Origin of the sequence: Bacillus sp. CGMCC 1.60114, from assembly GCF_042676365.1 — a bacterium.
GTDB classification, from domain to species: Bacteria; Bacillota; Bacilli; order Bacillales; family Bacillaceae_G; genus Bacillus_A; species Bacillus_A rhizoplanae_A.
In genome coordinates, this window is sequence record NZ_JBHTHG010000084.1 from 280,681 (window position 1) to 305,286 (window position 24,606).

Annotated in this window: 18 protein-coding genes and 1 pseudogene; 9 read left to right on the forward strand and 10 right to left on the reverse strand. The window is 37.2% G+C overall.

Translation table 11 applies throughout. The annotated features are described in order from the left end of the window. Positions 1-243 precede the first annotated feature (243 nt). Positions 244-1,131, reverse strand: a complete 888-nt coding sequence (locus ACFQZ1_RS13195) for a LysR family transcriptional regulator (protein WP_377882633.1) — start codon at positions 1,129-1,131, stop codon at positions 244-246. A gap of 292 nt (positions 1,132-1,423) precedes the next feature. On the opposite strand from ACFQZ1_RS13195, the gene ACFQZ1_RS13200 reads away from it, so the two are divergent. Both ACFQZ1_RS13200 and ACFQZ1_RS13205 read left to right on the forward strand, forming a co-directional pair. Then, complete coding sequence (locus ACFQZ1_RS13200) at positions 1,424-1,948, forward strand: cupin domain-containing protein (protein WP_377882634.1); 525 nt, start codon at positions 1,424-1,426, stop codon at positions 1,946-1,948. A 138-nt stretch (positions 1,949-2,086) separates the two neighbouring features. Further along, a complete protein-coding gene (locus ACFQZ1_RS13205) occupies positions 2,087-2,884 on the forward strand; it encodes a dihydrodipicolinate synthase family protein (protein WP_377882635.1) in 798 nt (265 codons plus the stop codon). Positions 2,885-3,153: 269 nt separating this feature from the next. Here the strand turns inward: ACFQZ1_RS13205 and ACFQZ1_RS13210 are convergent, their stop codons facing one another. The 6 genes and pseudogenes from ACFQZ1_RS13210 to ACFQZ1_RS13235 form a co-directional block, all read right to left on the reverse strand. Next, a complete protein-coding gene (locus ACFQZ1_RS13210; RefSeq protein WP_377882636.1) occupies positions 3,154-3,972 on the reverse strand; it encodes an alpha/beta fold hydrolase in 819 nt (272 codons plus the stop codon). 389 nt (positions 3,973-4,361) lie between these two features. Further along, positions 4,362-5,318 (reverse strand): VOC family protein, encoded by a 957-nt coding sequence (locus ACFQZ1_RS13215; RefSeq protein ID WP_377882638.1) that lies wholly within the window; start codon positions 5,316-5,318, stop codon positions 4,362-4,364. Between the two features lie 445 nt (positions 5,319-5,763). Further along, on the reverse strand, positions 5,764-7,053 hold the full coding sequence (gene dnaB / locus ACFQZ1_RS13220; protein WP_377882640.1) for a replicative DNA helicase: 1,290 nt from the start codon (positions 7,051-7,053) through the stop codon (positions 5,764-5,766). Continuing rightward, a complete protein-coding gene (locus ACFQZ1_RS13225; protein WP_377882641.1) occupies positions 7,050-7,892 on the reverse strand; it encodes a DnaD domain-containing protein in 843 nt (280 codons plus the stop codon). The genes dnaB and ACFQZ1_RS13225 overlap by 4 nt, the downstream gene beginning before the upstream one ends. A 796-nt stretch (positions 7,893-8,688) precedes the next feature. Then, positions 8,689-9,262 (reverse strand): annotated as a pseudogene (locus ACFQZ1_RS13230) (YwiC-like family protein); the annotation flags it as partial. A gap of 94 nt (positions 9,263-9,356) precedes the next feature. Further along, a complete protein-coding gene (locus ACFQZ1_RS13235; protein WP_377882642.1) occupies positions 9,357-11,063 on the reverse strand; it encodes an IS200/IS605 family accessory protein TnpB-related protein in 1,707 nt (568 codons plus the stop codon). A 335-nt stretch (positions 11,064-11,398) separates the two neighbouring features. On the opposite strand from ACFQZ1_RS13235, the gene ric reads away from it, so the two are divergent. Then, entirely contained in the window at positions 11,399-12,106 is a 708-nt protein-coding gene (ric, locus tag ACFQZ1_RS13240) for an iron-sulfur cluster repair di-iron protein (RefSeq protein WP_377882643.1), read from the forward strand. Between the two features lie 156 nt (positions 12,107-12,262). On the opposite strand, the gene ACFQZ1_RS13245 is transcribed toward ric, so the two are convergent. Both ACFQZ1_RS13245 and ACFQZ1_RS13250 read right to left on the reverse strand, forming a co-directional pair. Beyond that, the gene (locus ACFQZ1_RS13245) at positions 12,263-12,652 is read right to left on the reverse strand and encodes a cupredoxin domain-containing protein (RefSeq protein ID WP_377882644.1); all 390 of its coding nucleotides are present in this window, start codon (positions 12,650-12,652) and stop codon (positions 12,263-12,265) included. 384 nt (positions 12,653-13,036) lie between these two features. Further along, positions 13,037-14,188, reverse strand: coding sequence for a TIGR04053 family radical SAM/SPASM domain-containing protein (locus ACFQZ1_RS13250; protein WP_377882645.1), 1,152 nt, complete (start codon positions 14,186-14,188; stop codon positions 13,037-13,039). Between the two features lie 361 nt (positions 14,189-14,549). Between ACFQZ1_RS13250 and ACFQZ1_RS13255 the strand changes: the two genes are divergently transcribed. Continuing rightward, on the forward strand, positions 14,550-15,239 hold the full coding sequence (locus tag ACFQZ1_RS13255) for a Crp/Fnr family transcriptional regulator (protein ID WP_377882646.1): 690 nt from the start codon (positions 14,550-14,552) through the stop codon (positions 15,237-15,239). Between the two features lie 330 nt (positions 15,240-15,569). Here the strand turns inward: ACFQZ1_RS13255 and fabF are convergent, their stop codons facing one another. Beyond that, positions 15,570-16,805: a beta-ketoacyl-ACP synthase II gene (gene fabF / locus ACFQZ1_RS13260; RefSeq protein WP_377882648.1), complete on the reverse strand. Its 1,236-nt coding sequence runs from the start codon at positions 16,803-16,805 to the stop codon at positions 15,570-15,572. Between the two features lie 121 nt (positions 16,806-16,926). Here fabF and ACFQZ1_RS13265 point away from each other — a divergent pair, with 121 nt between their 5' ends. The 5 genes from ACFQZ1_RS13265 (at position 16,927) to ACFQZ1_RS13285 (ending at position 24,389) form a co-directional block, all read left to right on the forward strand. Then, positions 16,927-17,778: a helix-turn-helix transcriptional regulator gene (locus tag ACFQZ1_RS13265; protein WP_377882649.1), complete on the forward strand. Its 852-nt coding sequence runs from the start codon at positions 16,927-16,929 to the stop codon at positions 17,776-17,778. Positions 17,779-18,290: 512 nt separating this feature from the next. Further along, a complete protein-coding gene (locus tag ACFQZ1_RS13270; protein WP_377882651.1) occupies positions 18,291-18,518 on the forward strand; it encodes a DUF1858 domain-containing protein in 228 nt (75 codons plus the stop codon). A 12-nt stretch (positions 18,519-18,530) separates the two neighbouring features. Continuing rightward, positions 18,531-19,760 (forward strand): DUF438 domain-containing protein, encoded by a 1,230-nt coding sequence (locus ACFQZ1_RS13275; protein ID WP_377882652.1) that lies wholly within the window; start codon positions 18,531-18,533, stop codon positions 19,758-19,760. A 514-nt stretch (positions 19,761-20,274) separates the two neighbouring features. After that, positions 20,275-22,509, forward strand: a complete 2,235-nt coding sequence (locus ACFQZ1_RS13280; protein WP_377882654.1) for an ABC transporter ATP-binding protein — start codon at positions 20,275-20,277, stop codon at positions 22,507-22,509. Continuing rightward, positions 22,506-24,389, forward strand: a complete 1,884-nt coding sequence (locus ACFQZ1_RS13285) for an ABC transporter ATP-binding protein (RefSeq protein ID WP_377882655.1) — start codon at positions 22,506-22,508, stop codon at positions 24,387-24,389. The genes ACFQZ1_RS13280 and ACFQZ1_RS13285 overlap by 4 nt, the downstream gene beginning before the upstream one ends. Positions 24,390-24,606 lie beyond the last annotated feature (217 nt).

Consider the following 24,606-nt stretch of genomic DNA (forward strand, 5'->3'; position numbering starts at 1 on the left):
TTCCCAGCATCAGTTGAATTTAGATAAAAGAAAGAGCCTGTTTTGATTAATTTTTTTCAAACAGGCTCTTTCTTTTTGGGTAACTTTTAAAGAATATTAATATCACTTTGATCAAACTTTATTTCAAATCCACAAATTGCTTATGAAGTAGTGAGATAGGATTTCTATTTTGGGGTATTATGAGTTCTTAAGTTGATGGGCATGTAGTCACTTAAGAGAGTTTATTACCTATTTTCATAAGTCCTATAATGTAAGCGATGTATCCTTTAGCTGATTAATAAAAATATGTGCAGCAGCACATAGATATTTATCTTTTCTGTAGATGATTCCTATTTCCCGAGTAAGACTAGAGTTTGAAATTGGAATAATTCTTATATTAGGATTATCAAGGTACTCTAAGTATGGTTTAGGTAATATCGTTACCCCTACTCCTTCAATAACCATATTAATTAAAGATTCCATCGTCGTAATTTCAAAGACTGGTTCGGGAATGAAACCTAATTCCTTACAACCTTTATTAATAAGTTGTCTTATAAAATAGTTTTCTGGAAGTAGAATAGAAGATGTTGTTTGTAATGCTTCTAATCCTAACATATCTTGTTTCTCCAACGGGTGTCCAATAGGTACTGCAAATGCCATTTCCTCTGTATATAAAGAAATTTGTTCTAATTCATCTCCTTTCATAGGCAAAAAAACAATTCCTAAATCTAACTTATTTTCTAACAAGTGTTTTTGAATGTCCCCCGTGCGCAGCCCAAGTACAGTTATCTTAATGCCAGGGTATAGACGATGAAAATGAAGTAAGACAGGTGGAATCAGATAATTTTCAACTGTTAACAATGTCCCGATAGAAATTGTTCCTCTTTCAAGCCCATTCAATTCATTTATTGAAGTTTTTGCTTGTTCTAATTCGTAAAAAATATTGCCAGTATACTTTAAAAGTAGTTTTCCTGACTCTGTAAGAGCCGTCTTTTTACCAATTCGATCAAATAAAGGTGTTCCAAGTTCATGTTCTAACAACCGAATTTGTTGGCTTAAAGAAGGTTGAGAAATACCAACCTTTTCTGCAGCTCTTGTAAAGTGAAGTTCTTGGCATACTGCATAAAAATATTCAAGTTGTCTTAATTCCATTTCAAGACCTCCAATCTAAATGATAATAGTTAAAATCGTGAGAAGATTTATCTATATATAACCTAACAATCTATATGTATAGGGATCAAATCATAGGCTATACCTATCATTATTATATAAATAATTGAATTGTACTATCAATTGAACTATTTTAAACTTTTAATTAAATCAAAGCCCCGCTTGTTAAAGTCCTTTACTTAATAAACGGGCAACCTTTCAAAATTGTCAAATTTTGATCTTTTTAAGTTTTAGTAGGAATGAGTTAAATTAAAAATTTGAGGAGGAAAACAAAATGAGTAATCAGACAACAGATATCATTAACTACAGTGAGTTTTTGAAAAAAAGCAGGAAGCCTGCAATCAGAGCATGTTCTTGGAAATGGAAAGACATTTATCCTTTACTTAAGGAATCGGTATCGGAGGACTTTCTTGAAGCTGGCCGTGGGACACTATCACTCATTCATAAGGATACAGGAGATGCGTATGGAACTTCATCAACAATGAATGTGGTCGTACAAATTTTCAAACCTGGTGAGCACAATAAGCCCCACCGCCATACGAATGTAGCTCTCAATTTCGTATTTCAAGGGAAAGGATTTAGTATTGTAGATGGCGAGAAGATTGAATGGGAAAAAGGTGATTTATTCCTAGCTCCTCCTTGGTCCTCCCATGAACATTGCAACACTTCAGGAACAGAGGATGCCATTTTCTTTACTTTTCAGGATGTACCGGTTCTTACTTCAATGGGCACATGGTTTTTAGAAGAGCCAGTGGGTACCCCGCCGCGACATATAGTAAAGCAAGATACAAATAAGTAAAGATAAATTCAAATATGACCTAACATATGAAATTTTGTTCTCATTATACTTTTTGGATATTGTGTAAACGACTTGAATATTTACCCTTATCTTCAATTTAGTTTTTGGAATGTATATGAATACTGGAGGATATCATTGATGAAAAATTTAAATGTTGCTATTCCTACTCCCTTTCATGATGATGAAAGTTTATATTTAGAAGGCTTTAATTCTATTATTGAATATTTAACAGATAACGGAATAGAGTCATTACTTGTATCTGGTACTACAGGTGAGCAAAACTCAATGAGTATTGAAGAGCGGATAGAAATTATTGATTATTTTAACAAGCAAAATTTTAATCATGTTGAACTTATGTTTGGTGTATCGGCTACAAGAACAAGAGATGCATTAAAGCTCATTGATAAGATTGAAAATTCTGTTTTCGATTCAATTCTAATTCAATTCCCGCCTTATATCCAACCGACACAACAGCAAGCGATTCTTTATATGAATGAGTTACTGGAACATACAACGAAAAACGTTGTACTTTATAATAATCCTTTCCGAACAGGATTTGACTTAGATGCTGAATCATTTAAGACCCTTGTTGGTCAAAAACATTCTAATCTTGTAGGACTGAAAGAAGAGAGCGATGTCAAACGTCATAGTAACACAAATTTACCTGATGACTTCATTATGTTTGCTGGCGGAGACGTAAACTTCACAGCAAAGATGATCGATGGTTGTAACGGACTTTCCAGTATGGTAGGAAATGTTTACCCAAAAGAAATTAAGCAAGCTTTTAACGACTTATTAATGAATAGACCCGTTGATCTTCGAAAAATAAATCATTTGATTGATGAAGTTACACGTCATCAAACAGTTATAAACATAAAAAATCACTATAATTCTTTAGGTATAAAAGTAGGCACTTGCCGCTCTCCTATTAAATAATATTTAAATTTCCAAGAGTTTATCTTAATGAAACTACACTAAGGAGATACCTGTTTTCAAGCCGCATTCTCAATAGAAGAATGCGGCTTGAATTGAATAAAGAGCATCTACTAACATTGCATTTAGTATAGTTAATAGTTTAAATGGAACAAAGTAGTTAACGATTTTAAACAACAGTACTGTAAATATAGCGAATTTATTTGTAATGAAACATCTTTAATGTGAAAATACTTAATACATAATTTTTCTGTTCTTAACTACACCCTCTTCTAATAATTCACTAAAATGTTGTGTAACTTCTCAGCAAACTCTTTATAATGCATTGTGTTATAGCCCACATGATGTCCAGGAAACTCCACAACTTCTGTTCCTAGTTGTTCCGTTAATGCGACTGTGCAGTGGTAAGCAAAAAAATCTCGTGATGCACTCCCTGCGGCTGGAAGTATCTGCATCGATGAAGACTTTAATGCGCTCTTCAATCCATCGATATCTAGCGAATAGTTAAGAATTCCTGGGATTTCATACTTAACGAAATACGTTGAATTCCCTAGAAGACGCTCTGTTAGTATATCCTTCGATTGTCCGGGCTTCATAGCGTCCATTTCCAAATTTGACAATAATTTAATGACCTCACTTCGATGATTTTTCTTGAGATCTTCCATGAATTGCTCGGCTTGTTTTAACTCATTTCCAAATAAAAATTGCAATAAGATTGGTTCGTGTGGTATCAGTAACTTAATCTGTTCTGGATGATGTATGCACAGGTCAATTCCGATGACAGCACCGGAGCTGCTTCCGAACACGTACACCGGTTCATCAGTCAGTTCGGCTATTAGGCGGTGAGCGTCGTCGCTGTGTGTTTCTACGCAATAATCCTCAGTTCGATTGGCGAGATCGCTACGGGAATGGCCACGACGGTCATAGGTAACAACTGTATACCGGTCAGCAAGGTGGTTTGCAACCTTCAGAAACTTATCAGCATCACCACCTCCTCCATGAATGAAAAGAAGTACAGGTCCCTTTCCACGTACTTCATAGTAGATACTCGCTTCATGCACTTGCAATATTCCATTCTTCACTACAGTCATTTACAACCCCTCTCCTCTCTTCTTATCTATCATATTAATTATTACTTTTTAATAAATCCTAAGAATGGTTATACCCATAAATCGCTAATTTCCTTTACTTTATATCATTTGTAAATTATATAAAATGCAGGAATTAACTAAGAAACAAAACTGCCATATTTAAAAGCACTGATCAAAATGTGATTGAATAGCATTTTGATCAGTGCTTTTTTATAATGTAGTGTAGTGCTATCCTAAGGGGAAGTAAAAAATTCCTCTTGGTAAATAGCACTATTTTTATACCGTAAACAGTTGTTTTGTGCCTTTTAAAACACTTACAGGAAATTAGTATTTTTTAAGTCTTAATCTACCCCTGTTTCAATTTAACGCGGATTGTTTGCTTTTCGTGGCTACGCTTCCCTGAACACGATAGCAGCACCAAGCGCCGAGGCCGACGGTACGAAGAGGTTGCCCGAGTTCGTCTCCTCTATCGGTAAACCGTTCTCTTCGAGATAACTTCGAGTGTGGGAGATGTCGCTCACTGCTACCGCGTACCCCGCGAATCCCGGCACTGGGGGTGCCACCTCTCCTGGTAGCAGCTCTGACAACCGCGATCCGGGAACGATTGTGATGCGAGCCCCTTCCAAGTTGAAGATGTGTGTCACTCCATCCGTCCGGACCTCACGATCCAAGTATCGGCCGTATCGCCTAGTGAATTCGTCCAGCTCGGAATCGTCTACGCATAAGATTGATTCGACTAGATCCGTCGCCCCATTCGGATGGTTCGGAGGTATTTGCTCCTCCATTATGGCTGAGGGTGGGTTTTCCGCTGCAGCCAGACGACCTTCGTGCACATTGTCCCCGTCAATTTCCATATAGCGCACGGGAATAAGTTGAATTCCCCCAGACATCTCAAGAGGTCGCTGCACGGTGTTAACGCCGCCATGACTGATTCCATTCCGTTGGAAACGGTCCGCTGTCTGGTCGGCGTCCTCGGTACCGAAACAAAGAATATGCGCTCCTTCATAACGGGACAGACATCTGGAGACAGTATCGACAGTGCGTTTGATTTTTTCGATTATTGCTTGGAGCACATCCGACGATGCCTGCAACGGAACGAGTTTTGCATTGCTCGGAATCCTCGCGCCTTTCTCGGCAACCGTTACGATTTCGATGAAGCTGCCTAAAAACTCGGCATGCGAATTGGCTGCTCCGAATGGCTTCGGAGGTTCTCCTTCATTTTCGGCCATAGCCGGATAGGACGGCGGCGAACAGACAAATCCCAGTTTTCTGTACAGCTCGAGTGCAGCTTCCATATCGGAGACTACATGGCCGACGTGATGAATGAATTTGATTTCAGCATGCATCTGCATCCACTCTCCTTGAATTCAATAATTGTGACAAAAGAAAAGTTTATTTTAATTACATTGAACAATTTGAGGTGACTTGTTTTCTTAAGTTGATGGCAATGTGGTGGTACCCCAATTTATAATCCTTTGTTTAGTTGATTATTCTTATTTTTAAGAACCTCGATGCTTTACATCTGCGGATACGCCTCCCGCTATAGGCTATGTCCTCCTCCAAAACCAATTAATCCCTTATATAATTCCTTTGTTTTATACTCTTTCGCGTATAGTATGTAATCTTTTATTTTTAACTAATTTATTCTGAAAAGACTACGGAAATTATCGAACTTTATTCAAAAGCTACACTATACACGGCTTATTTTATGATGAGAATACATACAACAGTAGAGATGTTTATGAGGTAAAGACTAGAAAAATAATAACTTATTCAAATACAATTGCCTCCTCACCTATTCCCTTCCACAAACCGCCCATACTCCTTCAAAAACCGCAGCTTCACAACTCCAACAGGCCCGTTCCGATGCTTTGCCACATGAATTTCTGTAACATCTTTGTCCTCAGTTTCCTTATCATAATAATCATCCCGGTACATGAGCATAATTACATCCGCATCCTGTTCAATCTGTCCTGTCTCCCGCAGGTCAGACAAAAGCGGACGCTTATCTTGGCGCGACTCCACCGCACGGGAAAGCTGGGACAGTGATACGACGCACACATTTAAATCACGGGCCATCAGCTTCAGCTTGCGGGAGATTTCACTCATTTCTTGAAACCTGTTTCCCCTGTGTTTTGAATCGCCTGTAATGAGCTGTAAATAATCAATAATGATGAGCAGTTTTTTATCTGGATGTTTTCGCTTCAACTTTCGCACTTGCACCCAAATCTCCTGCGTTGTGACGCCCGCTTTATCATAAATCTCGAGCGGCAGATCGCCAATTTCCGCAAATGCCCGGCTTGTTTTCTCCCAATCTTCTATCGTAAAACGATGCTTCGGGTTTTTCAGCCTTTTCCCCGATACCTCTCCGGTGCAGGAAACCATCCGTTTCAACAACTGTTTATCACTCATCTCCAAAGAAAACAATCCAACTGCCGCACTCGATTTTGCTGCATGAAGAGCGATGTTTAAGGCAAACGCTGTTTTTCCCATGGAAGGCCGTGCGCCAACCACAACAAAGTCACCTTCCTGCAAACCACACGTCATCTTGTTTAAAGCGGAAAAGCCAGTCTCAATGCCTACGAGTTCTTCTGCGTCCTGATGGAACTCTTCATACAAGCCAACTAAAGTATCCTTCAAATCAAAATCTAATGTACAATCCACCTCTTCTAGTTCACAGAGTGCCGTAATCGTCTCGCCGATTACTTTTTCGTCCTTCTCCGCAAGAAGACGTTTACCCATGCTTTGCGCTATAATTCCCGCATGATGCATTTTCCATGCGCTCCGAACAAGCCCCTCGTAATAGGAGAAGTTGGCAGTATTCGGAACACTCTCGATGATATTGACAAAGTACTCAATCCCCCCGATTTGTTCCAAAAAAGAAGGATCCATTTTCGAAACAAGCGTGACAAGATCAAGCGGCTGTCCGTCTTCTTCTATTTGCCGCATTAACTTGAATATCGCTTGATGTACAGGCATTGAGAAATGCTGTTCCGTCAGTCGGCACTCCTTAATCAATTCACCATCGAGCAGCAAAGACCCTAATACAGTCTGTTCGGCCTCAACGTTTTGAATGCTCATGGACGCCACCCCTTTTCCTGCAAGAACTTCTGCAGCTCTTCTTCAGATGGTACGTTTTTCTCCCACTCTTCACACTCCTCCAGAAACTGCTCAGTCTCATGCACAGCAGACGATTCCTTCTTCCGAAACTTTACTGCCGCTTCCTCTACTTCACTAAGCTTCGTATATCCTTTTCCGTGCCAATCTCTTAAAATACCCTTCACGTAAGCAAGCGTCCGCTTGTTATTTTCATGGGTAATCTGGAGTGCTTTGAGTACGAGCTCCCCTGATAGATCATCAATCCATCCGCTCAGTTCCTCTGCGGTATACGGTGACAAGCTTCCGAAATTTTGTTCATAAAATGTGAATACATTACAATCTGAATCTATTTTTTCATCTGCTTCAAAGCTTTCGGAATCATCTTTTGGAGCACCCTGAGACTCTTCACCTAAATGCTCCAGCAATAGCGGAATGCTCAGCTCTTCCTCCAAGCATTTTTGAAGAAACATATGGACAAACTTTTTACTTTTCACAGTCTTTAGCTCACGCAACACACATTTCTCGACGTTCGTGTTCGTAACCGGGTTATAACGCACCCAGTTCTGGATGTATAACTCCTTCGTTTCTGCATCATATAATATTTTTCCATAGTCGATGAAACGCTGAAGCAGCTTCTCAACAGTCTCTCTGTTGTAGCCTGTTTCCATCTCTGCCAAACGCTTCGGCAATGGATAAATACCGCATTGCGTCGTTTTAGAACATGTCAGCAAGTATATGTAAAAGTATCGCTCCTCCGGCGTTAAGTCCAATACAAAATCATCCTGCCAAAAATTCACCTGTACATTCCGGTATACTGCCATATGTATTCCTCCCATCTTTGATGACAAATATAAAATTGCCGTTTCTTTAATAGATATAAGGATGAGAGAAGAAATTTGGTAATTGATTTTAAATTTTTTTAATTACTACGATGTTATTTCTTTTGAAGTGATTCTTGTAGTAGTTGTTTTTTGTTTTGTTTTTGTAATGATTTATTACTTGCAAGGGGCCTTGCAGGGGCTTAGTAGGGGCTTGTAAGGGGCTGTTAAGAGAATTTCAATCCATGAAAATAGAAAAATCAATATGCTTGTGATATCCTTTTCCATGCCTCCCTTTGAACCTTGAGGTGGTACTACTGCCCGCAAATAGCGGGATAAATAATCAGCCATATCTTAACTGTTAAGCTTTTTAACTATTTCTCTAAGTTTATCCATCTACTCTATATATTCTCTAAAGGCTAACTTATTCTTAACTATTAGCTGTTTATTTCCAATTGATGTTATAATTCCTAAGTCTTCAAATTTACTGAGTTTACGATTAATTGCTTCACCACTTCAACCATATGATCCGAATGCAGCTGCAATCTTCCCTACCCAATATATATCTTCAGTTAGCTTAATTTCTCTATTCATACTTTTTAATTCCTCCTGATTGTTATCTCTTAACACCAAATGTATTATAAAAATTTTCCTAAGATAAAAAGAGGACTTGAATCACATTTTGCAAAACAAATAAAAAAAATACTTTAGTAAATGAAAATTTTTCTTTACTAAAGTATTTTTTATGACATATTTATTTTGTAGCTACAAGAAGCCGGCCCATTCGGTGAATAAGCTATTACAGTAATGCTCTGGCTAACAATACTACTGAAACAAAAAAGTAAATAGAATTTATACTCTCTAAAACACCCACTTTCAGAATCAAAATATTTCTACCATAAAGTACTATGGATCGTATCAAACTTGGTATAAAGGCAATGGTAAACCACGGTGATACAATGAAAGTCGCAATCACAAGTAAAGCATGATACCCCCATGAAACAAAACGATACATTGGATTCTTTTTTTCACGAATCATCGTCTTCACATAAAACGTACTTCCCATAAAATATAAAAATGATATAGTGGCAACAACCCATATCTTCTCATCAACTGTTTTCATGGTGAAATAATAACTAATGATTCCCCCTATACAAAACAAAATAATAGCACACGTGTCATTTAGTAAAGCTCGTTCGTTTTTTTGGCGAGAAAAGTAAATATTTATGAAAAAACATGGAAGCATAACAATGGAAAAGAACACAATACGCCATTCATATGTAAGAGCAATAATCGCACACACAAGCCACACTAAAATAAAGAAAGAAAGAATGTAAATAATACTTCTTTCGTGGTTGTTTTACGTACATTATTGAACTACCCCCACCTAAAATCCTAATGGATTTTTGAGGAAGTGGATTCCCCAAAGGGACAACTAAGACAAAACGCTTAGTAGACCATACCCATTCAACAAAGTATGGTTTTTCTGCTTTCAAACTTAGACAAACCTTTTACTTCCAAGTCTGTAAGAGCCCCTGGAGAAAAAAGTTCATTCACAGAACGAATCTTGTTATGGTTCGAAAGCTCCATCTGATAGAATGTGTGAACACGCAAATCAGACAGGATACCAGACAGCCACTTCCATTGCGCCCAATGATGCAGACCTACCATCTTCTCCGGTAATAGTGAATACAAAATTGGTGGAAGTTTTTCTTTACATCCCATTGCTCTTCTAGCAATGACATAAGAAGCTGCTTGGTGAATGCTGATACCAAAACGTTTCATATATTTGATTTTACCAATTTGAGAAGTGTACGCTGGATTTACCTCAAATACTGCTACACCCATCTTCTCAGCACGGCTTTTAATAGCTGAAATCATCTTTTTGTAAGCAAACATGCTCATCATCATGTTTGCTTTTTTGTTGCCATAAGGGTTCTTAACCTTTGCTTTTGTTGTGTTTAATTTTTCTACAACAATCGGTTTGTTTGCTTTTACAGCAATATCAACTAATGCAATGGCTTCTGCTTCAATAACTTTAGTAATTTGTTCTGATGTTTCCCCTAAAATATCAAAGGATAATACACCCGTTTTTATGAGTTGTCCTTGTCTATTGATGTTTGACCAAGCAAAGTGATCAAAATTACAGTCTACTCCAATGACACCATCGGATTTGCTGAAGTTTTTATTTGGGTTTTCTTCAATATCTATTAAACATTTAAAAATGTAGTAATCCCCGTGATCTTCAATTGCCCAACTGATTGGTTTTCCTGCATTCTTTTTATCTTTGCAATTCCATTGGTTTTGGATAGCTGCACTCACTTGTTCTTGTCCATATGGAAATGCAAGGTTCGGAATTTCAACTACAACACCGTTTGGTGTTGTAAAGTGTAAAGATTGTGATTCTGTATTGTATGTAAACACAAAGTTTCCTGATTTCGCGTCTTTTCGACCTGAAATCAACATTTGATTGTAACGAGCCTTTTCAAAATCCTGAACCCAAAGTGTATGATTTTGAACATAAGTATCTACAGTATGTTGTGCTTTGAATCGTTTTTTACTCCCAAATACAACAGAAGAAACTTTGTTTTTTAAACTATGAAGTAGTTTTTGGAGTCTATCCAACCGAAATTCAAGGCTGCCTAAACGAGAACGAAGTGTTTGAATACGCACATTTAAATATTCATGCTCAAATTGATAGGCATGATAGTAAATATCCGTTCTCTTTTTAAATTGCACAACAAAATATCGTCCCATTTGTTGTTCTTTGGACGTTTTATTGAACTTTGGCTTCCCTTCGATAAAAGATGTTTTCATTTTATTCAGCACTGTCAAATCTGACTTGGTTTTCTTAATCTTCTTTTTTACAGCTTTAATCTGTTCATTTTTATTTTCGATATACAATTTTTTCAATTCTGTCTGAGAAGAAAACAGTGCATTGGCTTCCTGCACAGCACTATTTGCATAATAGTCATTCAGACTAAATCGTGATTTTACAGTAATTTGCATACTCTCAGAACGCCTGGAGGTGCCAGAACGTTTTTCTAACACTTGCGTTTGAAAAGCGAAATGCTTCGCACGATTAAATCCGAAAAGAGCATGTCCAATCGCTTCAACATACTTCGGATTCAGTGCATTCTTATAGATACGAATTGAAAAATATGCTTTTTTCATTGGACACGCTCCTTTCTTATTCTGTATACACAAAGTATACCAAATAAGAACATATGTTTCCGTTTATATACTTAAAAAAACAAAAAAGCGATTCATCCTCCACCTAGCTTCTTTGCTTTCACCACATTTTGAGATGGGGGCTTCTCGCCAGATATGATAAAACCCTCTAGTCCTAATACTTTACTTTATAAATAATTAAAGAAAAGACACGGATTGTATTATTTATAACGATGATGAACTTAACACATGACAAGTGATATATATCACCACGTGGGTTCAAAATTATTGATATTCTTAATCCAGATACTAAATTTGAACTTTATGGAGGCATTCATATGGAACATACATTTACTGAGACTTCTGTTATTGGTGAGATCGTTACAAAATTTCCAAAGGCTAGTAATCTTTTTAAATCATATAGAATCGATTTTTGTTGTGGTGGGAATAGACCACTTATCGATGCGATTAACGAAAGAAATTTATCAGCAGAAGAGGTTTTAACAAAGTTAAATACTCTTTATCATGAAACAAAACGATTAAACACAGTTGAAATTGATTGGAAAACAGCTTCTTATAGCGAATTGATTGACCATGTTGTAAATAAGCATCATCGCTATTTAAACGAAGAGTTACCGCTGTTAAGTCCATACGTAACAAAAGTGTTACGCGTTCACGGAGCAGGGCAACCTCATTTAGCTCAAATTCACAAGTTATTTCATGAATTAAAAACTGAATTAGAGCAACATTTAATTAAAGAAGAAACAGAAGATTTCCCATTAATTTTAGCATTTGAGCAAAATCCAAGCGATGAAAATTACACAAAATTACGCAAAGTAGTGGATGAATTAGAAAATGAACATACCCACGCTGGAAATATTATAAAAGAACTTCGTGAGGTTACGAATGACTTTACTCCTCCAGCAGGTGCTTGTGGTACGTATCGTCTTGTCTATCAACGACTTGAAGCCATTGAATCTGATTTATTCCAACATATTCATTTAGAAAATAATATTCTATTTCCACGTGCAATTGCACAAGCTTAAATAAGAAAAAAGGTGAACCCTTAACTTGGTAGTTGTAGGGGATAACTTAAAAGGGGGGCTATCCCCTCCTTTTTCGTTCCCTTCGCAAAAAAATAAACAACTTTTTTATTTAGGGAGCTACTTATTAAAAAAGCAAGGCCCTATTGGCCCTGCTTGTTATTTGACTATTACTTTTCCATCCATTCCTTTCTGGAAATGGTACCGACATATCAGTTCATATGTACCGGGATCTTGAGGTTTCACGGTAATGGTTCTTTCTTTTCCCGGCTGAACTACTGCATCAATTCTGAGCTTTTCCACTGTGAAGGTGTGCTCTTTCTTACCTTGGTTTTTCAATATCAACGTTGTCGTTCTTCCAATCGGAATAGTGATGACATTCGGATTAAAGTAATCATCGTTCAACTCGACCTCAATCACTTTCACTGACTCAATAGGCTGTGTTACGACCCCGGATTCGGCAAATACACTGAGTGAGCCCGGAGTTGTCACAACTACAATCATCGCAAGCAAAACGGCCAATCCAGTTAACCACTTTTTCACAGACATTCGCAATCCTTCCTTTCCTAAGCACTATTGTTTTCCAATTCATAAAATATTATCACTATAAATAGGGTTCCGATGTGCTTCAAATAGTAGCTCTTTTATCTGAAACAGTGACAAAGAAAAAAATCGACTCTAATAACGATCTTCTGGAATCCATTCCTCTTCAATTAACCTGCACCATTCGTTTAAGTGTAATACTTCATATTCAAACAAAATATTATCATCATCTTCCACAATATGGCCCTTTAGTAGAGTAACTTTATTGCTACTCAACAGTTCCTTAATCCGCCTTTCAGTTCAGATCTTCTTTTTACTTTTCACTATAAAAAACACCCCTTTAGATAAACAGATCCAAAGGGGCAAAACATCGCAACTTTTTTATAAACGTCACGACTTTATTCTAAACATCGCGTCTTTTTTATACGTTTTTTTCTGTTTTCGTAATACTTTTGGAATGTATACACAGAAAGGTTCACTTTCCATGTAATCTCCAGTCATGGCAAAAGCTCTGGAACGAGATCCTCCGCAAACATATCGGAACTCACAAACCCCACACTTCCCTTTATACTTGTCCGGATTACGTAAGTCTTGGAAGATGGGGGAGTTTCGATAAATATCAGCTAGTGGTGTTGTTCGAACATTTCCGGCTTTGATAGGCAATAACCCACTTGGATACACATCTCCAATATGAGAGATAAATACAAAACCGTTTCCATCATTTACCCCTTTTGGAGCACGGCCAAGTCCATTAATCTGCTCCGTCATCCCATTCATCAATACATCCTGGTATTGAATATCCTGATCTGTTTTTTTATTCTCTCGCATTTTTTGTTGAATAACAACACGTCTGTAGTGCTGAGCAGCCGTTGTTTTAATATCAAAAGAAACCTTTTTACTTAATTGATATAGCCATTGGAATACTCTTTCATGCCCGGCTGGTGAAATCATATCTGTTTCCTTGCCGCGCCCCGTTGGAACTAAGAAAAATACACTCCAAAGCACACAATCTAATTCCTCTACTAATTTTGCCATATCTTCAAGTACATTCACATTATAATTAGAAACGACAGTATTAATTTGAATAGGAATTTCCAATTCATGCAAATAACGAATCGCATTCATTGTTAATTCAAATGACCCCTGTGTCCCCCTAAAATGATCATGTATTTCAGCTGTTGGCCCATCTAAACTAAATGCCCATCTAGCAAGCCCTACTTCTTTTGCTTTTTGAATTGTTTCTTTCGTAACGTTTGGAGTAGCACTTGGTGTCATAGATACTCGAACACCTTTTTTTATCGCATAATCCGCAATATCATATACATCCGGACGCATTAACGGATCGCCACCGGTAAAAACAAGCATCGGATTATCCATTTCATATATATCATCAATTAGTTTTTTACCTTCTTCAAATGTTAGCTCAAGAGGATGACGATGATACTGAGCTTCCGCACGACAATGAAGACATTTTAACTGGCATGCTCTTGTTAACTCCCATATCACAATAAATGGATTTTTGTTAAAATCACGATTAATCAAGATTGAACCCTCCTATCGATTTATATCCTCATTGTAAAGTTATATAGGCATTCATGTTGTGAGATACATCACGCATGAATGCCTATATCAAGTGAAACTTTAATCAGTGAGGCTTATCCCCTACTGAGAGTTAACTATTCATTTATAATTTTTTACGTTAGGAAATCCATGTATTACTACCCGCGAGTAACAGAGCAAATTAACGCTATACTACCTTATGATATTTACCACACTTTTTCGTTTTGTAAAAAATGTTCACATTTTCTATCACAAATATGACTTCTATCACAGCTTCATTGAACGGCTTGATATAAATTTATTATAAAAGGAATACGCCTGAAATTATGAAGGAGTTGTACATATGAAAGAAGACATGATCAAACAGCATTTACGGGAAGTCTCCCTCTTTAAAGAACTTTCAGAGGAAGAGCTTCAGCCGATTGTCGATATTTCACAAATGCGAACTTATAAAGCAAAATCATTTGTATTTATGCAGGGTGACATACTTGACCGTGTGTTTTTTATCCACTCAGGTAAGGTGAAAATTCAAAAAACGGATGTAACCGGTAAAGAACAAATTGTCTCTGTGCTTCAAGCTGGAGAAATGTTCCCCCATGCTGGTTTCTTTCGAAAAGGTACCTTCCCAGCACATGCCGAAATACTTGAGTCTGCGCAATTAATTGTTACTCCAATCGCTGATTTTGAGAAAATTTTGATTCAGTATCCTGAATTATGTATAAAATTATTTAAGGTTCTTGGAGAAAAAATTGTGGATCTTCAGGAAAGATTAGAAGAGCAAATTCTTCATAATACGTATGAACAAATTATTAAGTTATTACTTCGCTTATGTAAATCAAATGGTATACAAGTAAATGAGACATATACATTAACGACTCAATTTACAAATCGAGAACTCGCCAATATGATTGGAACATCGAGGGAAACGGTTAGTCGTACAATTACTCAGTTAAAAAGAAAAAAATTAATTGATATTGATGAAAACGGCTGTTTCATTATTATTCCAGATAAATTAGAAGAAGAAATTATTTGATCGAACGCAAATTACCTCATCATTCATTGAACTACCCCCACCTCTCTTCTTTGGCTTCCTTAGAATCTTGAGGTGGGAGTCTTAACTGCCCGGAAATAGCGGGATAAAAATTTCTCTTTATCACAGATTTTCTCATTCAATTCCCTCTTTTAAGTTCTATATCTTAATTGTTAAGTGACAAAAAAGTTGTTTAGTTTACAATAAAGTCGTTTGAAAAATAATAAAGTTGTTAAAAAAATGCGAGTCATTCTTTTCAACAATCGGGCCATTTAATTGAATAAATCTAACCGTTTCTAGAGGAAACGGTCAGATTGACGAGAGAAAGTTTATTCACTCGTATTTCTTTAAAACAATAGCTGCATTATGACCTCCGAAACCAAATGAGTTAGATAGACCTATATTTATTTTCACTTGGCGAGCAACAGATGGTACATAATCTAGATCACATAATGGATCAGGATTTTCTAAGTTAATTGTTGGAGGAACTATCCCTTCCTTTAAGCTCATTGCTAAAGCAATTGCTTCAACTCCACCAGCTGCCCCTAACATATGACCAAGCATAGATTTATTAGCTGTTACTGGAATCTGATAAGCTTGTTTTCCAAACAGCTGCTTAATAGCCATCGTTTCAGAGATGTCCCCCACTTTTGTACTTGTTGCATGGGCACTAATAACATCAATTTCTTCAGGCGATATATTGGCATTTTTTAAAGCTGATCTCATTGCAAGATAGGCACCTTTCCCTTCCGGATGTGTAGCTACGATATGGTGTGCATCTGAACTTGCACCATATCCAATGACTTCTGCATAAATCTTTGCCTCTCTACGTAAAGCATGAGATAAAGATTCTAAGATTAGAATTCCAGCTCCTTCCGACATGACAAATCCATCTCGATTTTCATCAAATGGACGACTAGCTTTAGTGGGATCATCGTTTCTTGTTGATAATGCCGTAGCATTACCAAAGCTTGCTATTGATAAGTCTGTTATAGCTGCCTCCGTTCCACCCGCAAATATAACGTCAGCTTCTCCAGAACGAATTAGTCTAAAGGCTTCTCCGATAGCTGTATTTCCAATTGCACAAGCAGAAACAGGTGACATAGAAGGTCCCATCGCATTCCACTTGATACTAATTTGTGCTGCAGCAGCATTAGACATTATGGCAGGTACTAGAGTTGGGCTGACTCTTCTTGGCCCCTTCTGCCTAAGCGCATCAACATTTTCAATCAAGGTTTCAATCCCTCCGATACCTGAACCTACGTATACGCCTAACCTTTCTACATCTATACGATCGAGGTCTAACTTAGAATCTGACCAAGCTTGTTCAGCTGCAGCCAAAGCAAATTGAGAAAAACGATCTAAACGTCTTGCGTCTTTCTTTCCTAAAACTTCATCTGCATCAAAATCTTGGACGATACCCGCAATTTTTGTCTTATGATTAGTAACATCAAATGTATCAATAGTGGATATACCAGATTCCCCGTTAATCAGATTGTTCCAAAATGTTTTGATGTTGTTTCCTATAGGAGACACTACCCCCATACCGGTAATCACAACTCTTTCCACTTTTCATCCCTCCAAATCAATAATTTACTTGTATTTTACATCTCTTTTATCCTATTACAAGGGATAGTTTATCCTGGTATAATTACTACTAGGTTAAATTGATAAGATTAGGAGTTTAAAAATGAATAATAAAACTAGGCTTGAAGCTTTGTCGACATTCTTAAAAGCTAAGCGTGCCCAAATTAAGCCAGAGTCTATTGGTTTGCCTGCCGGAATCCGGAGAAGGACACCTGGGTTACGAAGAGAAGAAGTTGCACAATTAGCAGGTGTAAGTACCACTTGGTATACATGGCTAGAGCAAGGAAGAGATATAAAAGTTTCTTCAATCGTACTTGATTGTATTTCTGCAGCTCTCCAATTAAATAATGATGAAAGAGACTACTTATATGACCTGGCATTAGAGGCAAAACCAGAAATTACCCATCAAAAAAATGATCAATCAGAGCTTAGCCCTTCTTTAAAGCGAATACTAGCTGAATTAATATATTGTCCGACTATCATTACAGATCGACATTGCCATATTGTGGGCTGGAATCCTGCAGCTGCTCATGTTTTTTTAGATTTTGCACAAATACCGAATGATCAAAGAAATTTGATTCGTTTAGTGTTCACTAGAAAAGAATTAAAAGCATTGGCCGTCAATTGGGAACATTTTGCGAAAGGTTTTCTTGCTATTTTCCGTACCTATTATGGACACTATTTAGGCGATGAATGGTACAACCAATTTATTAAAGAAATGAGTCATTCACATTCAGAATTCCAGGATTTATGGCAAGAAAGTCAAGTGAGTAAGGCTCCAGAAGTAGTAATTGAATTTAGACATGCTAAAGCAGGCAAAATGTTGTTTAATTTAACTTCTCTTCAAGTTCAAGGTGATATGGATTTACGGTGCAGTATCTATACGCCAGTAGAGGAAACAGATACAGAAAATAAATTAAAACGATTAATGAAGAGGGTTTCCGTTGAAAATTAATAAAGTAAGTTCATTACATTAGCGAAATGATACTGATTACTGAACAAAGTCATTATTCCTTATTGGGAAAAGAGTTAACTTTACTGTTGCCCTTTTGTTCCATGGGCGGATGGCGTTAGTTGAAGGAAAATAAGCTAATTTGCATTCGGATTTCTATTTTCGGTATTCCATTATAGGGCGCTATTTTTGAATAAAACTTAGATTCCCAAACGACTTTATTGTTATATTTTTTAGTGTAGTGAAGTATCTTACATCAAGATTAAACAACTATATTTTTAACCCCGTCCTATAATTTAGAACGGGGTTATGCTTGTTTGAGCTTTTAAAATTAAATAACTTTATTGTCATTTTACATTAATACTTCTTTTTGCACAGCGTACTCCACTCATGCTCCCTAGTTTTCTCTTCAAATTTCCAAAAATCACATGTGTGATTTTCCTCACTCCATATTCATTATCTCTATGTTACATTGTTTTTGAGAATTAATATCACTTATTTCCGAGGTGAGAGTGATGACAAAGATGATTGATTTTAGTCAAACCGTTTGCGATTTAGCTAACAAATACCCTGAAATCATCCCTATCTTAAAAGAACTAGGCTTTGAACAAATAACGAAACCCGGCATGCTGCACACGGCCGGGCGTGTGATGACGATTCCAAATGGCTGCCGGATGAGGGGAATCTCCTTCGATGTAGTTAAAAAAACTTTTGAAAATAATGGATTTAACATTAAAGAATAGAGGAGAATTCTTATGAGCGAAATCATTAACAATCGTGAACAAGAAAGTATAAATAAATTTGAAAGACAGGCTATTTTAAAGGAAATTATTAAAAGTCTTCATAATGGAAAAAGTGTGGAAGAAGTGAAGGCCCAATTTGAAGAAGCAGTCGGGAATATTACCGTCGCGGAAATTTCAAAGCTTGAACAGGCACTTATGGAAGAAGAAGGAATTCCAGTGGAAGAAGTACAACGTTTATGCCCGGTGCATACAGCTATTTTTAAGGGTTCCATTGAAGACATCCATCGATCCGACAAACCCGAAGATCAAGCTGGGCATCCAGTCCATACATTTAAGCTTGAAAACAAAAAAATTGATAAGCTTGTTAACTTCAAACTTCAACTTCACTACGAACGTTTCGAGAAAGAAGATAGTGAAGAAAACGTTTATAAACTAATCGAAGATTTAAATCTGTTGCTGGATGTGGATAAACACTACAGCCGTAAAGAAAATCTGCTTTTTCCCTATTTAGAACAATACGGAATTTATGGCCCGACACAAGTAATGTGGGGAATCGATGATGTCATTCGTAACGCCATTAAAGATGTGAAACAAGCATTAACAAACTATAACGGAGATAAAAAGACGGTCTTAGACGGCGTTTACTTTGTCATCCGTGAGGTAACTGAAATGATTTTTAAAGAGGAAAATATTTTGTTTCCGATGGCACTTCAAACTCTTACAGAGGATGAATGGGTTAAAATCGCTCATGAAAGTGATGAAATTGGCTATTGCTTAACAGGTCCTGCGAGTGTATGGAAACCTGAAAGAAAAGCGATACAAGAGCAGGCTATGTCTGAAGGATTCATTCGTTTAGAAACAGGTATACTATCTTTAAAACAGCTAGAGATGATGTTGAACCACTTACCTGTGGATATTACGTACATTGATCAGGATGATGTTGTACGCTACTTCTCTCATGGAAAAGAGCGAATCTTTGCTCGCACAAAAGCGGTAATCGGCAGAACTGTTCAAAACTGCCATCCTCCGAAAAGCGTTCATGTCGTTGAAAAGCTCTTGGAAGACTTTAAATCTGGAAACAAAGATTGTGAAGATTTCTGGATTAAGTTCAAAGATAAATATGTATACATTCGCTATTTCGCTATACGGAATGAAGATGGAGAATATATGGGCACCCTTGAATTCACACAAAATATCAATCCAATTCAAGAAATCCAAGGGGAAAAACGCATTCTCTCATGAAGCGAAACTCTTATCAGCCCTTATCAATCGGATCTTTATGGACTCCCCCACCTCTACTTTTACTGCATGTTGAGGTGGGGGTTTTACTGCTCACGCATAGCTGGACAAACAAATTATTTAAATTGGTGAACCATCCAAAAGGTGTGATAAACATCCCCCCTCCTCTTTTAACATCTTATTTATACTCGCAAACTTCTTTCTCACCCCTTGTCAGCGGACTGGCAAGGCGCGGTTGCGATTGTACTCAAACGAGTCCTAGATTCCCTAGGGAGAGGACTGCCTATTTTTCGTTAATCAACACGCCTGGTACTGACCGCTTCTACACATGGCCAGATCCTCTCGCCCCTCTAGTTTTTAATTTGTATGTATGCTCTCCTAAAAGTTGCATTATATCTTAATATAGTCATAGAATTAATCTGTAGTCGAAGCACATAAATAGCGGGTAAAATGAATTACTATGAAGAATAAAGTAAAAACTAAAAAATTCGAAAAGGAAAATGGAGAGATGAATTAAATGTTAAAGATAATCAAACATTTAAAACCATTTGTTGCCTCAATGATTGCAGTTATATGTCTTTTAACCGTACAAGCAATATGTGACCTATCACTGCCAGACTACATGTCTAACATTGTCAATGTAGGTATTCAACAAAAAGGTGTCGAAAACGCAGTACCTCAAATCATTCGTAAAAGTGAGATGGATAAACTCACACTCTTTATGAATGGAGATGAGAAGAAAAAAGTAGATGACAACTATGTGCTTTTAGATAAGAAGGATCTTTCTAAAAGTGAGTTACAAAATTACTTGAAAGATTATCCACAGCTTGATAAAGAACCACTTTATAAGCTACATACAAATGATAAGAATACAATTAGTGAACTTAACGACATATTTGGGAAACCAATTTTAATGACAGAAGGAATTGAAAAAGGTAATACATCCGCTGCGCCAAATGGTAATAAAGCGCCGATGAATCTTCCGGCAAATACAGATCCCTTTGCCGTCATTTCTAAACTGCCTCAAAGTGAAATCGATGCAATGAAAGAAAAGGCAGATGAAAAATTTAAAAAGATGCCGGGCAATATGATAACGCAATCAGCCGTTGCATTCATTGAGAATGAGTATAAAACGATCGGTATAAATACAGGTAAGCTTCAATCCAATTATATTCTTACTTCTGGCGGAAAAATGCTTCTTTTATCCTTAGTGAGTATGGCAGCTACCGTTATCGTGAGTTTACTTGCTGCAAAAGTAGCTGCAGGACTCGGCAGAGATCTTAGAAAGAAAGTATTTCGCAAGGTTACAAGCTTCTCCAATGCGGAGTTTGATAAGTTTTCCACTGCCTCTTTAATCACAAGAAGTACAAACGATATTCAACAAGTTCAAACACTTATGGTTATGATGCTTCGAATTGTATTCTATGCACCAATTTTAGGCATAGGTGGCGTGATCAAAGTACTTAACACAGACCTTTCAATGGGATGGATTATCGTCGTTGCAGTTATCGCGATTTTAAGCTTAGTCATTGGTTTATTTAGCGTCGCAATTCCTAAGTTTAAGAGTATCCAAAAGTTAGTAGATAAAATTAACTTAATCACTCGTGAATCTTTAACAGGTATGCTCGTTATTCGCGCTTTTAATAATCAAAAGTATGAAGAAAAGAAATTTGAAAAAGGAAATCAAGATTTAACAAGAACGAATTTATTTGTAAGCCGTTTAATGTCATTTATGATGCCAATGATGATGTTTATCATGAATGCCGTTACTGTACTTATTATTTGGGTTGGAGCACACCAAGTGGATATGGGACATATGCAAGTTGGTGATATGATGGCATTTATGCAATATACAATGCAAATTATCATGGCCTTCTTAATGATTTCTATGGTATCTATTATGATTCCACGTGCTTCTGTATCCGCACAACGTATCGCAGAAGTTTTAAATACTGACGTTAGCATTCGTGATGTAGAGGAACCAAAAACATTTGCTTCAGACAAGAACGGTTACGTTGAATTCAAAGATGTTAGCTTTAGATATCCAGGTGCTGAAGAAGATGTGCTTTCTCATATCACCTTTACCGCAAAACCTGGAGAAACAACCGCTTTCATTGGAAGTACAGGTAGTGGTAAATCAACGCTAATAAACTTAATTCCACGTTTTTACGACGTAACAAGTGGTCAAATATTAATAGATGGCACTGATATTAGAGAAGTATCTCAGAAGGAATTAAGAGAAAAAATTGGTTATGTACCGCAAAAAGGAGTTCTATTCTCAGGTACGATTGAAAGTAATTTGAAATACGGTAAGAAAGAAGCAACTGAAGAAGAACTAGCAAAAGCCGCAGAAATTGCCCAAGCTATGGAGTTTATTAACGCGAAACCTGAAAGCTTCCGTACAGATATATCACAAGGCGGTACGAACGTTTCAGGTGGTCAAAAACAAAGACTTTCTATTGCACGTGCTCTTACGAAGGAATCCGAAATATTCATATTTGATGATAGTTTCTCAGCTCTTGACTTCAAGACAGACGCAGCATTGCGCAGAGCTCTGAACAATGAGATCTCAGGAAGTACTATTCTACTTGTTGCCCAAAGAATTAGTACGATTATGAATGCAGATAAGATCATTGTACTCGATGAAGGAAAAATAGTAGGAATCGGTACTCATGAGGAACTTATGGAGAACTGTGAAGTTTATAAGCAGATTGCTTTATCACAACTTTCGAAGGAGGAACTGTCATCATGAGCGATAGAAAAATAGAAAATAGAAGAGGCCCTGGTGGTCCTGGTGGCGGTGGCCATGGCGGCGGTCCTATGGGCGGTGGCATGAGAAAGATTGAAAAGGCAAAAAACTTTAAGGGAACGATGAATAAATTACTTCAATACTTAAAGCCATATAAATTCTCTATCCTGATCGTCATTATTTTCGCAATAGGCAGTGCGGCCTTTGCAATCGCAGGTCCAAAAATTTTAGGTAAAGCAACTACAAAACTGTTCGAAGGACTCGTAAGCAAAGTAACGGGAGCGCCAGGTGCCGCAATTGACTTTACCTATATCGGAAACATTGTCGTTATACTCCTTGGATTATATATAGCGAGCGCTGTGTTTGGCATTATCCAAGGCTATATCATTTCTGGAGTCGCACAAAAAGTATCTTATAACTTCAGAAAAGAAATTGATGAAAAGATCAACCGTATGCCGCTGAAATACTTTGATAAAACAACGCACGGAGAAGTATTATCTAGAATTACAAATGACGTAGATACGGTGAGCCAAACTTTAAACCAAAGTATGTCGCAAATCATCACATCCGTTATTACAATCATCGGTGTACTCATCATGATGTTATCCATCAGCTGGCAAATGACATTAGTGGCGCTTTTAATATTGCCGGTATCGATGATGCTCATCATGGGAGTCGTAAAAAGATCACAAAAATACTTTAAATCCCAGCAAGAATACCTAGGACACGTGAACGGTCAAGTAGAAGAGATTTATAGTGGTCACAATATCGTAAAAGCCTTTAACACTGAAGAAGATGAAGTGAAAAAGTTTGAAGAAGTTAATGATATTCTTTACACTTCTGCATGGAAATCTCAATTTTTATCTGGAATGATGATGCCGATTATGATGTTTATCGGTAATATCGGTTACGTCGCTGTATCCATTTTAGGCGGATGGCTTGCGGTCAAGAGAACCATTGCAGTTGGAGATATTTTAGCCTTTGTTCAATATGTGAGAAGTTTTACGCAACCAATCGCTCAAGTAGCTCAAATCGCGAACGTACTTCAATCTACAGCTGCAGCTGCGGAAAGAGTTTTCGAATTTTTAGATGAAGAAGAGGAAATTCCAGAAGCAGAAAATCCAGTGAAGCTGCAAGAAGTGAACGGAGAAGTTACATTCAAAGATGTTCAATTTGGATATAATCCAGATAAAATCATCATCAATAATTTCTCAGCTCACATTCAACCTGGACAAAAAGTAGCAATCGTCGGACCAACCGGCGCAGGTAAAACAACAATCGTGAAGCTGTTAATGCGTTTCTATGACTTAAACAGCGGTGCGATATGTATAGACGATCGCGATATAAAAGACTTTACGCGAGAAGACCTGCGCAACATGTTCGGTATGGTACTTCAAGATACTTGGCTATTTAACGGTTCCATCATGGAAAATATACGTTACGGCAGACTTGATGCGACTGACGAAGAAGTCATACAAGCAGCGAAAGCAGCTCACGTACACAGCTTCGTAAAAACATTACCAAATAGATACAATATGGAACTAAACGAAGAAGCAAGTAACGTATCCCAAGGACAAAAGCAGCTATTAACAATTGCTCGTGCCCTCCTAGCGGATCCGAAAATATTAATACTCGACGAGGCAACAAGTTCGATTGACACTCGTACAGAAGTACTGATTCAAAAAGCCATGGAAAACCTCATGGAAGGCAGAACAAGCTTTATCATCGCTCACAGATTATCAACAATACGTGATGCAGATTTAATCCTTGTTATGAAAGACGGGGATATTGTAGAACAAGGTAATCATGAAGAGTTATTGAAGGCTAATGGTTTCTATGCTTCGCTTTATAATAGTCAGTTTGAAGGTGCGGATGCTTCGTGAGATTAAAAAGAACACTCCTCTAGTTTATGAGAGGAGTGTTTTTTTCTATTTCTTGTAACCATGTTTCATACCGAAGAAATACTTCTTTTTCTGTTAACTCATCACCCTACGATAAAAAGCCGACATAAGATTTAAACTCTTATGGATATTAGTCCTCTCTTACTAAAATATTTATTCATACTAAAAAAAGAGTGGTTGTCATAAAGACGCGCACTCT

Coding starts and splice junctions, on each gene's coding strand:
- dnaB (WP_377882640.1), bottom strand. CDS start 7,053: ATGAGCATTCAAAACGTTGAGGCCGAACAGACTGTATTAGGGTCTTTG.
- ACFQZ1_RS13255 (WP_377882646.1), top strand. CDS start 14,550: ATGAAAGAAGACATGATCAAACAGCATTTACGGGAAGTCTCCCTCTTT.
- ACFQZ1_RS13205 (WP_377882635.1), top strand. CDS start 2,087: ATGAAAAATTTAAATGTTGCTATTCCTACTCCCTTTCATGATGATGAA.
- ric (WP_377882643.1), top strand. CDS start 11,399: ATGGAACATACATTTACTGAGACTTCTGTTATTGGTGAGATCGTTACA.
- ACFQZ1_RS13280 (WP_377882654.1), top strand. CDS start 20,275: ATGTTAAAGATAATCAAACATTTAAAACCATTTGTTGCCTCAATGATT.
- ACFQZ1_RS13270 (WP_377882651.1), top strand. CDS start 18,291: ATGACAAAGATGATTGATTTTAGTCAAACCGTTTGCGATTTAGCTAAC.
- ACFQZ1_RS13215 (WP_377882638.1), bottom strand. CDS start 5,318: ATGCATGCTGAAATCAAATTCATTCATCACGTCGGCCATGTAGTCTCC.
- ACFQZ1_RS13245 (WP_377882644.1), bottom strand. CDS start 12,652: ATGTCTGTGAAAAAGTGGTTAACTGGATTGGCCGTTTTGCTTGCGATG.
- ACFQZ1_RS13225 (WP_377882641.1), bottom strand. CDS start 7,892: ATGGCAGTATACCGGAATGTACAGGTGAATTTTTGGCAGGATGATTTT.
- ACFQZ1_RS13275 (WP_377882652.1), top strand. CDS start 18,531: ATGAGCGAAATCATTAACAATCGTGAACAAGAAAGTATAAATAAATTT.
- ACFQZ1_RS13235 (WP_377882642.1), bottom strand. CDS start 11,063: ATGAAAAAAGCATATTTTTCAATTCGTATCTATAAGAATGCACTGAAT.
- ACFQZ1_RS13195 (WP_377882633.1), bottom strand. CDS start 1,131: ATGGAATTAAGACAACTTGAATATTTTTATGCAGTATGCCAAGAACTT.
- ACFQZ1_RS13285 (WP_377882655.1), top strand. CDS start 22,506: ATGAGCGATAGAAAAATAGAAAATAGAAGAGGCCCTGGTGGTCCTGGT.
- ACFQZ1_RS13265 (WP_377882649.1), top strand. CDS start 16,927: ATGAATAATAAAACTAGGCTTGAAGCTTTGTCGACATTCTTAAAAGCT.
- ACFQZ1_RS13210 (WP_377882636.1), bottom strand. CDS start 3,972: ATGACTGTAGTGAAGAATGGAATATTGCAAGTGCATGAAGCGAGTATC.
- ACFQZ1_RS13200 (WP_377882634.1), top strand. CDS start 1,424: ATGAGTAATCAGACAACAGATATCATTAACTACAGTGAGTTTTTGAAA.